This is a genomic window from Corallococcus exiguus (assembly GCF_009909105.1).
Lineage (GTDB): Bacteria > Myxococcota > Myxococcia > Myxococcales > Myxococcaceae > Corallococcus > Corallococcus exiguus.
Genome location: NZ_JAAAPK010000005.1, coordinates 537,070 through 549,954, shown reverse-complemented (window position 1 = coordinate 549,954; position 12,885 = coordinate 537,070). Strand labels below are relative to the sequence as shown.

Sequence of the window (12,885 nt, the reverse complement as noted above, 5' to 3'; positions counted from 1 at the left end):
AGAACGGACAGGGGCGTGAGCGCCCTCGTGCCGGGTTGCGGACCGTGGACGGAGTCCCCACCCTTTGATGCAGGAGGTCGTGATGCTCGAGGTCGTCGTCTACATGAAGCGCACCTGCCCTTATTCGCGGCAGGCCATGGACCTGCTCAACGAGAAGGGCTGCGAGTTCCAGAAGGTCGACGTCGCCGCGGACGAAGAGCGTCACAAGGAGATGCTGCGGCGCTGCGGCCGTCAGACCGTGCCGCAGATCTTCATCGCGGGACGCCACGTCGGTGGCTGCGATGACCTGTACGATCTGGAGGCACGCGGGGAACTGGACGCGCTCCTCGGCCAGAAGGCCCAGGACTCCACCTCACCCTGAAGCCATCCTCCGCCGTCGCGTCCGGGTCGTGTTCCTCCTGCCGGGGGACACGGCCTGCGTGTTTCCCGGGCGCTCGCGTCGCCCCTCCGGGCAGTGGCTGGGACGGGGCCGGCGGCGGAACTTGTCGCGCTCTTGGGACGGGGCCTCGCGGTAGGAGCCTTGAAGCCCGTCCTGCGCGCGGTGCCCACCCTCCGGCACATCCGCGGGCCGCTGTCGCCAAGCCCAACCGCGTGGATTCACACTCCTGCCCGCCTGCCCTGCGACCGGGCGGCGGTGATGCCCACGGCTGACGGGGAATGCCCGGCACGCATGTTCCCGTTGCCCGCCGACCCCGCGAGCGCACCCCGCGCCGTGAACCCCTACGAGGAGTCCACATGCGCTTCCGCCAGACCCTGACGACCATCGTCTGTGCCACCGGGATGCTCGCGGGCACCGTCGGCTGTACCGGCAAGGTCGAGCCCGCGCCCGCGACAGCCACACCTCCGGGCACATCCGGTCCACCCATCATCACTCCGCCTGGGCGGCCCCAGACGCCGACCGACGCGGGCACGTCTCCGGACGAGGACGGAGGCGTCGCCACGGACGGCGGCACCACCCCCACGGATCCAGTGGACCCACCGCCCACGGAGGAGCCCCAGGAGCCCGAACCGCCGCCGCCCGCCGAGCCGCAATACACGCGCGTGCTCTGGGTCTCTCCCAGCGGCAACGACTCCGCTGCGGGCACGGAAGCGCTGCCCCTGCGCACGGTGGCGCGAGCCCTGTCCCTGGTGAAGCCCGGCGAGGCGGTGTTCCTCAAGTCCGGCACCTGGCGCGAACACGTGCCGCTGACGGAGCGGCAGGGCACGGCGGACAAGCCGCTGACGCTGAGGGCCGCACCGGGCGCCACGGCCATCCTCAAGGGCGGCTCCATTGGCGAGACGGCGCTGGTGGACGTGAGCGGCGCGTACTGGAACATCCAGGGGCTCACGGTGGACGTGGGCGGCGAGTCCGCCTTCGCGGTGATGTGGCGCGGCGCGGGCGCGCACCACGGCGTGCTCCGGGACAGCATCGTGAAGAACGGCACGGAGGGCGCGGGCGTCTACGTGACGGAGAAGGCGCACGACGTCCTCATCGAGGACAACGACATCTCCCACTTCGACAAGGGCGACGTGGACAGCCACGGCGTCTGTGTGCAGACCTCCGCGAGCAACGTGGTGGTGCGCGGCAATGACATCCACCACAACTCCGGCGACGGGGTGCAGTGCCTGGGGCCGGAGGGCGGCGCCACCAATCCAGGCACGCCGTTCGACAACCTGCTCGTGGAGGACAACCAGCTCCACGACAATCGGGAGAACGGCGCGGACATCAAGACGTGCACCCGCGTCACGCTGCGCGGCAACACCATCTACAACCACCGCGAGGTGTCCACCTCCGCGGGCGAGGGCGTCATCGTCCACATGTCCCCGTCCGACGTCACGCTGGAGGACAACGTCTTCTACGCCAACGCGCGCGCCATCCAGATTGGCGGCAACCGCGAGGGCGCGCCCCCCACGCGCGTCATCCTGCGCCGCAACCTCATCCACGACGGCCTGGGCGAGGCGGACGGAGAAGAGGGCACCGGCATCCGCATCGACGCGTCCGTGGACGTGAAGGTGCAGCACAACACCGTGTGGAACCTGAGCGGCGCGTGCCTCATCTTCGGCACGGGCTCCAACGGCGCGAGCCAGGGCCTGGATGTGCGCAACAACATCTTCGCCGGCTGTGGCATCACCGCGCGCGGCGGCGCGGGCCGGAGCGGCGCGGTGGTGGACGGCAACCTGTACTTCCGGACCAGTGGCGCGGCGGTGTTCAACCTGGAGGGTGCCACCCTGGGCCTGGCGGACTGGCGCACGAAGGCCGGCCTGGACAAGCGCTCCCAGGAGCGCGCGCCCGGCTTCGTGGACACGGGCTCGGACGACTACCAGCTCTCCACGCAGTCCCCCGCGCGCGAAGCGGGCCTGTCCCTGGGCCTGCCCTTCTGCGGGGCGGCGCCGGACCAGGGTGCCTTCGAGTCAGGCTGCCCCTGACCCCGGGGGTTGTGTAGACTCTGGGGCCCCTCGCTCCGGAGTCCAGCGCCCCGTGTCGGCCCCGTCGGAACCCGCCTTCGGCATCGTCCTGGTCCCCCCAGGGTCGGTGGCTCGAGAACCCCTGAACGCCGCCGCCGAGCGCGCGGGCCTGCGCGTGGTGGACGACCCGGACGACGCAGCCCTGGCGCTGGTGGACCTCACCGCCCCCGGCTGCGGCCCCGCGGTGGTGGAACTGCTCACGTCCCTCAACGGGCCGCACCTCACGCTCCTCGCGGTGGTGTCCCCGGAGCCGCGGGGCTTCGCCGCCGTGGACACGCTGCGCCCCGCGGACATCGTCACCCACCAGGGCCTTCCGCACGAGCTCACCTGGCGCCTGCAGCGCGCCGCGGAGCGCCACCGCGAGCGTGAGGAGCAGGCCCGCAGCCAGACGGACCTGGCGCTGCTGCTGGAGCTCACCGCCGACTACGCGGAGAGCTCCGACGTGGAAGCGCTCCTGCATGGCGTGACGCGACGCCTGGCGGAGCAGCTGGACATCGCGCGCGCCACGCTGGTGATGGTGGGCGGCGGCGTGGACGAGGGCGTCATCGTCGCCGCCAGCGACGACCCGGGCATGAAGGACCTGCGCATCGACCTGGCGCGCTACCCGGAAATCCGCGAGGTGGTGCGCACCGGCAAGCCCGTGGTCATGCAGGAGGCCGCCACGCACCCGCTGCTGGGCGACCTGGAGCGTCGGGCCGTGGCCGCGCGAGGCATCCACGCCATCGCCGCGCTGCCCCTGCCCATCCGAGGCCAGGTGCGCGGCGTGCTGCTGCTCCGCGCGGCCGGGCGCAGGCGGGCCTTCAGCACTCGCGAAATCGACTTCCTCACCACGGTGGCCCACGCGACGGCGGTGGCCCTGCGGAGCGCGTCGGTGCTCCAGTCCGTGCAGACGGCGCGGCTGGCGGCGGAGGAGAAGGCCGCGTCCTTCAAGCCCTACCAGCTCTTCTTCGCCCACGTGAGCGAGGGCGTGGCCATCCTCGATGACGAGGCCGCCGTGCTGTCGCTCAACCCCGCGGGCGCGCAGATGCTGGACACGACCGCCGGCGAGGCGCGTGGCAAGCACCTGAATCAAATCACCCAGCCGGTGGACGACGGCGTGCTGATGGAGTTGGTGACGTCCGCGTCGCGCGGCGAGGCGCGCATGGGCGTGGACGTGGTGGTGCGCACGCCCGCGGGCCGCTGCCTCACGCTGTCCATGTCCGCGGCGCCGCTGCGCGACGAGGACGCGGCCACCATCCTGTCCTTCCGCGACGTGACGCACGCTCGCAAGCTGGAGGACGAGCTGCGCAACACGAAGGACTTCCTGGAGCGGCTCATCGACTCGTCGGTGGACGCCATCATCGCGGCCGACCTGAAGGGGCGCATCATCCTCTTCAACAAGGGCGCGGAGGCCATGTGCGGCTACACCCCGCAGGAGGCCCAGGAGAAGCTCAACGCGCTCCAGCTCTACCCGCCCGGCGTCGCCCAGCGAATCATGGCCCAGCTGCGCGGGCCCGACATGGGCGGCAAGGGCCGGCTGTCACTCACGCGCCAGGAGCTGATGCACCGCTCCGGTGAGCGCGTGCCCGTGAACATGACGGCCTCCATCGTCTACGAGGGCGGCCGCGAGTCCTTCACCGTGGGCATCTTCACGGACCTCCGGGACCGGGTGCAGCTGGAGCGCAAGCTGTCGGACGTGGAGAACCGGCTGGAGGAGAGCGAGAAGAACGCCGTCATCGTCGCGCTCGCCGGCACCGCGGCCCACGAACTCAACCAGCCTCTCACCTCCGTGATGGGCTACGCGGAGCTGCTCAAGCGCAAGCTCAAGGAGGAGGACTTCGCCTGGAGGCCGGTGGACATCATCTACCGCGAGGCGGAGCGCATGGCGGAGATCGTCCGGAAGATCGGGAAGATCACCCGCTACGAGACGAAGTCGTACGTGGGGGCGCAGCAGATCCTCGACCTCGACAAGGCCAGCTCCCATGAAGAGTGAGGTCCTCGCCGTGCGCCCGTCCGGAAATCTGGCCCCCGACGCCTTCCAGGCCTTCTTCGACGCGCTGGACGAGCCGGCCGCCGTTTGCGACGTGTCCCTGCGCATCGCGGCCGTGAACCCCGCGCTGCGCCGCTTCTGCGCCATGCACGAAATCAGCGTGGACGTGGTGGCCGAAGTGCTGGCGAGCGCCGTCGCGCCGGAGGACGGGCAGTCCCACGAGTTCGACCTCGTGCTCCAGAGCGGCACGTCGCTGGTGCTCACCCTGTCGCGCCGGGCGGACACCGTGGCGGTGCGCGTCCGCGTGGACACCGAAATCATCAGCGGCCGGCTGGTGGTGGCGGAGCGGGCCCTGCTGGAGCAGGCGCGCACGGAAGGCGTGCTCCTGGACCTGGGCCGCAGCGTGGCGGAAGCGGGCGGCGAGGAGGAGCTGGTGGCCGCGGTGGCGCGCGGCGTGAAGGAGCTCTTCCCCGGCCGCGCCTTCTGCATCCGCATCGTGGATGCGCGCACCGGCGGCCTCACGTCGCTCTACGCGGAAGGCCGCCTCAAGGAGGGCGCGCATGAACCGCTGGTCCTCTTCCAGCGCTCGGTGGAGAAGACCAACCTCACGCAGACGGCGCTGCCCCAGGGGCGGGTGACCATCTCCGAAGAGGTGCCGCTGCTCTTCCACGGCAGCACCCGCGCGGTGAGCGCCCCGCTGGTCGCGAGCGGCCAGCTCTTCGGCGCCATCAACATGGAGTACCCGGAGGGCCTGGACGCGGACCCCGCGCACGACGAGCGCGTGCTGCTCCAACTGGCCAGCCAGGTCGCCGTCGCGGTGAAGAACGCGAAGCTCATCGACGAGCTGACGTTCGTGCGCAAGTACCTGGAGGAGCTGCTGGAGAAGGCCAACGCCCTCATCCTGGTGGTGAACCGGGACAAGCAGGTGGTGGTCTTCAACCAGGCGCTGAGCGCGCTCACCGGCCTCACCAAGGAGCAGGTGCTGGGGCGGGATTTGTCCTCGCTGGTGGCGGACAGCGAGCAGCTGCGGCTGGCGCCCGTGCTGGCGGCGGCCATGCGCGGCGAGTCCGTGAACAACTTAGAGACGCGCCTGCTCACCCGCGACGGCGGCGAGGTGCGCGTGTCCTTCGCCACCTCCTCCATGCAAACCCAGCCGGGTGAGGTCGAGGGCGTCATCGCCATTGGCCAGGACGTCACGGTGGTGAAGGAGCTGGAGAAGCGCATCATCCACGCGGAGAAGCTGGCCTCCATCGGGCAGCTCGCGGCCAGCGTGGTGCATGAAATCAACAACCCGATGACGGCGGTGGCCACCTACGCGGACGCGCTCCTGCAGCGCTCGCGGATGACGCCGGGCGCGAACCCCGCGGACCAGGAGAAGCTGAAGAAAATCCTGGAGAGCAGCCACCGCATCCTGCGCTTCACCCGCGACCTGGTGAGCTACGCGCGGCCCGCGCAGGACCGGCCAGAGCGCGTGTCACTCAACGCCGTCGTGGACATGGCGGTGGGCTTCTGCGAGCACGTCGTCTCCCAGGCCCGCGTCAGCGTGCAGCGCGAATACGCGAGCGACGTGCCGCCCCTGGCCGCCGTGCGGGCCAACCTGGTGCAGGTGTTCGTCAACCTCATCACCAACGCCTGCCACGCCATGCAGCCCGGCGGAGGGGTGTACCTGTCCACGCTGCAGGAGGGCCCGGAGGCGGTGGTGCGCGTGCGCGACACCGGCACCGGCATCGAGCAGCGCAACCTGTCGCGCATCTTCGAGCCCTTCTTCACCACCAAGCCCGAAGGGCGCGGCACCGGCCTGGGCCTGTCCATCTGCCAGGGCATCGTGGAGAACCACGGCGGACGCCTCACCGTGGAGAGCACGCTGGGGCAGGGCACCACCTTCACGGTGCGGCTGCCCCTGGCCGCGGATTGAGCGCGAGCGGTGCGGGGCGCTTCAGCCCTCGCCGCCCTCGTCGTCCAGCTCTCGCCGGAACTCCTCGTTCGAGAGCAGGCCCTTGCGCGCCATGATGCGCATCAGCGCCCAGAAGCGGCGCTCCAGCTCCTCCAGCCGGTCCGGCTCCTCGCGCGCCGCCTGGCCGAAGAGGTAGTCCAGGTCGTCCAGCACGCCGCCGCCCCCGCCGGACGCAGGAGCCCGCGGCTTGCCCTTGTCCACCGCGCCGCCGCGCTTGCGCTTCGCCTGCTCCTCGCGCTCGCGGATGAGGTCCGCCAGCGACGTGCGCTGGGTCTTCTCCGACGCGGGCAGCTCCTCGCCGACGATGACCTCCTCGTCGTCCTCCACCACGGCCGGCCGCGCGGGCGCCGGAGCGGCCCTTGCGGGCGGACGCGCCGGAGCGGGGCGGGAGCCCGAGGCCACGGGGACCTTGTGGTAGTAGCGCAGGATGGCGCCGCGCACCGCGGACAGCGCCGTCACCCGGCCGCTGACCTTCAGTCCGCTGGTGAACTCAATCTCCTCGATGGCGGTGATGTTCAGCGGATCCGCCATGGCCACCACCAGCTGGCGCTTGCCGCCCACGCTCTCCAACGCGTAGGGGAACAGGTCGTGCTGTTCGCAGAAGCGCGCGCGCAGCAGGTGCACCGCTGCCCAGTCCGGGGTGATCGCCGCCAGGTCCACCTGCGGCATCCCCAGCGCCTCGCTCAGCGCCTGCGCGAGCGTGGCCTCCGTGATGGCGCCCTGACCGATGAGCGTCACGCCCAACCGCTGCCGCGTCTGCCGCTGCGCCGCGAGCCCCGCCTCCAACTGCTCGGGGGTGATCGCGCCGCGCTCCACGAGCAGCTCACCAATGCGCTTCCTGGCCATGGTTTCCCCGCCTAACACGTCACCCGAAGGTGCCCAAATCGCTGGCACGCCTGTTGCGCAAGCCGCTGGAAAGGGCCTGGTACTTGCCCTGTGGAGCGACTTGGCAAGCCGCGAGCCAACGCAAAATTCCTGTGAGATTTCAGTAACTAACGCTGAGGGTGCCTGCCTTGACACGCCTGGGAGCGGTTCCTAGACTCGGCGCCACCGTGATCCAAAATTCCTGCTGCTGACCTGGGTGGATGTCCACCCGGCCGGTAGCAGTGCGGAACGGCTCGCAAGCGCGCGCCGCGCCGCCCATCTGGAGGCTTTCCGTGATGAACCTGGGGTTTGTAGCCAATCTGTCCGTTCTCGCCAACGCCGGCGGAAGCAATGAGACCTTCCTGCAGGAGCTGGGGCGCCGCTGGGAATCCGGTCAGGCCGGCATGTACCCCATCGCGGTCTGCCTGGTGGTCGCGCTCTCCATCATCATCGAGCGCAGCATCGTCCTGTTCGGCAAGGCCTCCATCAACAAGGAAGGCTTCCTGCGCGGCCTGAAGAAGCACATCTACGCGGGCGACCTGGACAAGGCCATCAACTACGTGGCCGGCCAGAAGAACACGCCGCTGACCAACGTCATCAAGGCCGGTCTGATGAACGTGCCGAAGGGGCAGGACGAGGTCCAGGCGGCGCTCGACGAGGCCAGCCTGCGTGAGACGCCCCGCCTGGAGGCTCGCACGGGCTACCTGGCGATGCTCGGCAACGCGGCGATGCTCGCCGGCCTCCTGGGCACGGTGAACGGTCTCATCACCTGCTTCGAGGCAGTGGCGAACGTGAACCCGGCCGACAAGGCGACCATTCTGGCGAACGGCATCTCTGAAGCCATGAACTGCACGGGCTTCGGTCTGCTCACGGCCATCCCGGCGCTGATCGCCTTCTCCGTGCTGATGGGCCGCACCCAGGGCCTCATCAACGACATCAACGAGACCAGCGTCTCCGTGCTGAACCTCATCGTGGCCAACCGCGACAAGTTCAAGAACCTGAACATCCCCGCGTCCGCCCACGCGCACGCCGAGGAGTAGTCCTCCTCACGGCAGCGCCGGTTTGGAACCGGATGTACCGGCGCGCTGTCTGGTAGCCCCGAAGTGGTGGACCCAGACAGGCGCGTCCGTCCCCAGAGTCTTCTTGAACGTCGTTCGTGCGCGAAGAGCGCGGTAGAGCAGGGAGGTAGTCGCCATGGCCGGCGGAATGGACCTGGGCACAGGTGGGAAGGGTGGCAAGAAGCCGCTCGATACCGCCATCAACATGGTGCCCTTCATCGACCTGATGGCAGTGACCATCAGCTTCCTCATCATGACGGCGGTCTGGACCCAGATTGGCCGTCTCCAGGTGTCGCAGGCCGGCGGGGCCTCCACGGACGAAGAGCAGAAGGAGGAGACGACCAAGACGGTCCAGCTCACCCTCCTGGTGTCCGCCACGGAGATGCGCCTCACCGCCGACCAGAGCACCTTCGACCCCATTCCCCTCACCCGGGATGACAAGGGCCGGCCGGACCTGACCAAGCTGGTGGCGCGCTTCAAGGAGTTGAAGGCGCAGCTGCCGGACCAGTCCGCCATCACCCTTCAGACCGAGGACCTGGTCCGCTACGAGGACCTGGTCCGCATCATCGACGAGTGCATCGGCTCCGGGTTGCCCCAGGTGTCGGTCTCCGCGGCGATGGGCTAACAGGAGAGCACCCAAGCCATGGGCATCAAGGTTCCCGGTAAGCGGTACGGCAAGCGGCTGGAGCACTCCAAGGTCTTCGGCCACGGCGGTCACGGCAAGAAGAACGGCAACGCGGACCTGCTCATCACCCCGCTCGTCGACATGTTCGTCATCATCGTGCTCTTCCTCATCGCGAACTTCTCCGCGACGGGCGAGGTGCTGATGATGACCAAGGACATCGTCCTTCCCGAAGCAGTCAACGTGAAGGAAGTGGAGATGCACCCGGTGGTGATGGTGTCCAACGACCAGGTCAGCGTGTCGGGCACCATCGTGGGCCGGGTGGAGGACCTCACCAAGGACGAGTACCTCAACATCCCCGCGCTGGAAGAGAAGCTGCGGGACATGAAGAAGCAGTTCGAGGACCTGCACTCCATGGCCGGCGGTGGCGAAACCTTCAAGGGTGACGTCAACATCCAGGCCAACAAGGACGTTCAGTTCAAGGTCATCAAGCGGGTGATGTTCAGCTGCGCCACGGCCGGCTACAACAACATCAACTTCGCCGTCATCCAGGCCGGTGGCGCCGCGGCCGGTGAGAAGACCGCCGCAGCCACCCCGTAACCCAGCTTCGCGGCGGATCCCGGCCGGTTCCGGGATCCGCGCTTTACAAAAGACGCCCTGACCCTGCATGGGTCGGGGCGTTCGCGTTTTTGCAAAGAAAGGCTCTCCGCCGTCATGCGCCTGCGCGCCGTGCTCTTCGACCTGGATGGGACGCTGGTGGACTCGCTGGGGGACATCGCCACGGCGATGAACCAGGCGCTCACGCAGCATGGCCTGCCGCCGCACCCGGAGGCCGCCTACCTGCGCTTCGTGGGAGAGGGCGTGGCGAAGCTCGCGGAGCGGGCCACGGCCAGCGCGCCGGCCGCGCTCCAGGGGCAGGTGCTGGCCACCTACCACGCCTACTACGACACCCACCTGTTCGACCGGACGTGCGCCTACCCGGGCGTGGAGGCCGCGCTCGCGGAGATGGCGGCGGAAGGCACTCGGCTGGGCGTGCTCAGCAACAAGTCCGACGACTTCGTGAAGCGGCTGGCGGCGCGGCTCCTGCCGGGGGTGACGTTCACGGCCGTGTACGGCGAGCGGCCGGGCATCCCGCGCAAGCCGGACCCCACCGCGGCGCTGGCCCTGGCGGCGGAGCTGGGCGTGGCGCCGGACGCGTGCGGCTTCGTGGGGGACACCTCCGTGGACATGGACACCGCGAAGGCCGCGGGCATGTACGGCGTGGGCGTCACCTGGGGCTTCCGCACGGCGGAGGAGCTGCACGCGCACGGGGCTCGCGCGGTGGTCTCCTCGGCGGGCGAGCTGCTGGCCGCGCTCCGGACCGCGGCCCCCTGAGAAAGCGGAAGGGGCCGCCTCCTTCGCGTGAGCGTAAGGAGAACGGCCCCTGGGTTACCGCAAGGTGGCTTCGTGGATCAGGCGGCCACGGCGAGGTTCGACTTGGACTGCTCCGCGGCTGCGTCCACCGCGGGCGGGCGGCTCAGCATCTTGAGCATCCGGTAGTGCGACGCCACGGCGCTGCGGAAGGTCTTCGCCTCGATGTAGGGCAGGCCGTGCTCGTGGGCGGTGGCCTGCACGATTTCGCTCAGGGCCGGGTAGTGGATGCTGCACACCTTGGGGAACAGGTGGTGCTCCACCTGGAAGTTGAGCCCGCCCACGTACCAGCTCAGCAGGCGGTTCTTGCGGGCGAAGTTCGCGGTGGTGCGCAGCTGGTGCACCATCCACGCGTCCTCCACCTTGCCCTCCGTGTCAGGCAGGGGGAACTCCGCGTCCTCCACCACGTGGGCCAGCTGGAAGACGATGCCCAGGATGAAGCCCGCCGTCATGTGCATGGCCAGCTGCCCCACCACGAACTGCCACCAGGTCACGTCCAGCACCAGCCACGGAATCACCAGCGTCCAGCCGTAGTACACGGCCTTCATCGCAATCAGGCGGGCCCACTCGGCCGGCGCGTGCTTCTTGTCCTTGTAGGGGCCCAGGTCCTTCTGGAAGAAGTACTTGTAGTCCTTGGCGAACACCCAGAAGACGGTGGTCAGCGAGTAGGCCACGAACGCGTACAGGTGCTGGAAGCGGTGGTACGCCTTCCACTCGCTGTGCGGCGACAGCCGCAGCTGCGGGCTCACCGTCAGGTCTTCGTCCATGCCCTGGATGTTGGTGTAGGTATGGTGGAGGACGTTGTGGGTGATGCGCCACATGTAGCTGTTCGCCCCGATGACGTCGAACGCGAGGCCCACCACCGCGTTCGCCCGCGCGTCGTCGCTGTAGGAGCCGTGCACGCCGTCATGGCCGATGCAGAAGCCGATGCCCGCGATGGCCACGCCCATCAGCACCGCCAGGCCCAGCATGCCCCAGGCGTTGAAGTAGCCGCTGAGCAGCAGGCCGTAGACGCCCCCCGTGAAGCCCATGATGGAGAGGGCCTTCACGTACATGGCCTTGTTGGCCCGCTGCGAGAGGTTCCGGGTCTCGAAGTACTCGGAGACGCGCCGCTTCAGGTCTTCCGCGAAAGAGGCATCGCGCTGGCCAAAGGTCACACGGGTCGGGTTTGTCACTGGGAGGGACGCCTCACGAGAGGGGACGGCAAGGTGGAGCGGGACGAGCGGACTCCACGATAGGACACGTCCAGGCGGAAGTGTTCGGGGGTAGAAACTATTCCAAAACACCGCCGGGCCCGAAACCTGTTACCCCTGGTTGCCTGGAGCGTCAGCCAGCGGGAAATGTACCGCCCCGAGAAGGCGTTTCACCCCGAGATCGAGGTTGTTACCTTCGTCGGCGTGAGGGAGACCGGGAGTGGTTCCCGGCTCGACTTCATGCCTGTTCAGGGTTAAGGCGCGGTCTTCGCCCCAAAATATGGGGGCGGGCAGTCCGGCGATTTCGCAGGGTTGCCAGTGGGACAAGGAAGCAGATCATGGCAAGTGGTACGGTGAAGTGGTTCAATGATGCGAAGGGCTTTGGTTTCATCACGCAGGACAGCGGTGGTCCGGACGTGTTCTGCCATCACACGGCCATCCAGTCGGACGGCTTCCGCACCCTGGCCGAGGGCCAGAAGGTGGAGTTCGAGGTGAAGAAGGGCCCCAAGGGGCTCCAGGCGGAGAACGTCCGCCCGGTCGGCTGAGCCTACCGGCTCGGCTGCTCTTCACGCATCCACGAGGTCCGGCCTTGACGGGGCCGGGCCTCTTTTTCGGCCAATGTTTTCCAGGAGGTTCCATGCAGGGAAGGTCCACGAAGAGGCAGAAGGAGATGGCGCGCGCGCAGAAGCAGCGCGAGAAGGACGCCAAGAAGGCCGGGCGCAAGACCGAGAAGGACCAGCGTCCGACTCGCGGGCCGGGCGAAGAAGATCCCGACATCGCCGGTATCATCCCGGGCCCGCAGCCGTTGCCCGACGCGTTCAACACCTGAGGCTGATGCAACGACACCGCCCCGGCCCATGAGGGCACCGGGGCGGCGGTGGGCAAGGGGCCGGTGGGCCCCTTTTTCATGTCCGCGCTCGTTCGGGCTCCCGAGCTCCGGAATCGCGTGACTAGCCCATGCCGTATCTCATCCGCTCCTTGTCCTCGGCGCGGTTGTAGGCGGTGGCCGCGGCGATGACGTGGCACACCCAGCCGAGGATGCCGCCCGTGCCCAACCAGAAGCCGGGGGTGATGATGAGCCAGAAGACCCCGCGCAGGATGTCACCGTTGTAGATCTGCCCCACGCCGGGGATGAAGAACGACAGCAGCGCAGCAAGACCGGGACGCGACATGGATTTCGTTCCTCCTTGCCTCTTCCTACGGCCCCCAAGTGTGTCCATTGCATCCCCTGCCGGACACCGCCTGCCCGCCGGGCGGGCGTACTGGCGGATGGGGTGCAACGCACTGCGTTCCCCGCTAGCATGACGCATGTTCCTCCGGCCCTGGTGTCACGGCCTGGAAGGGACGGGGGGATTCATCATCCAAGGTCG

13 protein-coding genes are annotated in these 12,885 nt (G+C 68.8%); 10 read left to right on the top strand and 3 right to left on the bottom strand.

The features are described from left to right. Positions 1-82 precede the first annotated feature (82 nt). The 4 genes from grxC (at position 83) to GTZ93_RS22445 (ending at position 6,329) form a co-directional block, all read left to right on the top strand. Positions 83-361, top strand: a complete 279-nt coding sequence (gene grxC, locus GTZ93_RS22460; protein ID WP_139919477.1) for a glutaredoxin 3 — start codon at positions 83-85, stop codon at positions 359-361. Between the two features lie 374 nt (positions 362-735). Further along, a complete protein-coding gene (locus GTZ93_RS22455) occupies positions 736-2,406 on the top strand; it encodes a right-handed parallel beta-helix repeat-containing protein (RefSeq protein WP_139919476.1) in 1,671 nt (556 codons plus the stop codon). A 52-nt stretch (positions 2,407-2,458) separates the two neighbouring features. Then, positions 2,459-4,417 (top strand): PAS domain S-box protein, encoded by a 1,959-nt coding sequence (locus GTZ93_RS22450; RefSeq protein WP_180946094.1) that lies wholly within the window; start codon positions 2,459-2,461, stop codon positions 4,415-4,417. Continuing rightward, positions 4,407-6,329 (top strand): GAF domain-containing sensor histidine kinase, encoded by a 1,923-nt coding sequence (locus GTZ93_RS22445; protein WP_139919474.1) that lies wholly within the window; start codon positions 4,407-4,409, stop codon positions 6,327-6,329. The genes GTZ93_RS22450 and GTZ93_RS22445 overlap by 11 nt, the downstream gene beginning before the upstream one ends. 21 nt (positions 6,330-6,350) lie before the next feature. On the opposite strand, the gene GTZ93_RS22440 is transcribed toward GTZ93_RS22445, so the two are convergent. Then, positions 6,351-7,214, bottom strand: coding sequence for a GspE/PulE/PilB domain-containing protein (locus tag GTZ93_RS22440; RefSeq protein WP_139919473.1), 864 nt, complete (start codon positions 7,212-7,214; stop codon positions 6,351-6,353). A gap of 314 nt (positions 7,215-7,528) precedes the next feature. Here GTZ93_RS22440 and GTZ93_RS22435 point away from each other — a divergent pair, with 314 nt between their 5' ends. From GTZ93_RS22435 to GTZ93_RS22420, 4 genes are all read left to right on the top strand, one after another. Continuing rightward, positions 7,529-8,272, top strand: a complete 744-nt coding sequence (locus GTZ93_RS22435) for a MotA/TolQ/ExbB proton channel family protein (protein WP_120574841.1) — start codon at positions 7,529-7,531, stop codon at positions 8,270-8,272. 154 nt (positions 8,273-8,426) lie between these two features. Next, positions 8,427-8,915: an ExbD/TolR family protein gene (locus GTZ93_RS22430; protein ID WP_139919472.1), complete on the top strand. Its 489-nt coding sequence runs from the start codon at positions 8,427-8,429 to the stop codon at positions 8,913-8,915. A gap of 18 nt (positions 8,916-8,933) precedes the next feature. Then, positions 8,934-9,512 (top strand): ExbD/TolR family protein, encoded by a 579-nt coding sequence (locus tag GTZ93_RS22425; protein WP_120574843.1) that lies wholly within the window; start codon positions 8,934-8,936, stop codon positions 9,510-9,512. A gap of 114 nt (positions 9,513-9,626) precedes the next feature. Next, complete coding sequence (locus GTZ93_RS22420) at positions 9,627-10,286, top strand: HAD family hydrolase (protein ID WP_139919471.1); 660 nt, start codon at positions 9,627-9,629, stop codon at positions 10,284-10,286. A gap of 77 nt (positions 10,287-10,363) precedes the next feature. Here GTZ93_RS22420 and GTZ93_RS22415 read toward each other — a convergent pair whose 3' ends face one another. After that, on the bottom strand, positions 10,364-11,497 hold the full coding sequence (locus GTZ93_RS22415; protein WP_126933053.1) for a fatty acid desaturase family protein: 1,134 nt from the start codon (positions 11,495-11,497) through the stop codon (positions 10,364-10,366). Between the two features lie 356 nt (positions 11,498-11,853). On the opposite strand from GTZ93_RS22415, the gene GTZ93_RS22410 reads away from it, so the two are divergent. Together GTZ93_RS22410 and GTZ93_RS22405 are read left to right on the top strand one after the other, a co-directional pair. Continuing rightward, positions 11,854-12,060 (top strand): cold-shock protein, encoded by a 207-nt coding sequence (locus tag GTZ93_RS22410; protein WP_120547587.1) that lies wholly within the window; start codon positions 11,854-11,856, stop codon positions 12,058-12,060. Positions 12,061-12,152: 92 nt separating this feature from the next. Continuing rightward, complete coding sequence (locus GTZ93_RS22405) at positions 12,153-12,344, top strand: hypothetical protein (RefSeq protein ID WP_120560974.1); 192 nt, start codon at positions 12,153-12,155, stop codon at positions 12,342-12,344. A gap of 121 nt (positions 12,345-12,465) precedes the next feature. Here the strand turns inward: GTZ93_RS22405 and GTZ93_RS22400 are convergent, their stop codons facing one another. Next, positions 12,466-12,687, bottom strand: a complete 222-nt coding sequence (locus GTZ93_RS22400) for a hypothetical protein (protein WP_120560975.1) — start codon at positions 12,685-12,687, stop codon at positions 12,466-12,468. Positions 12,688-12,885: the final 198 nt, after the last annotated feature.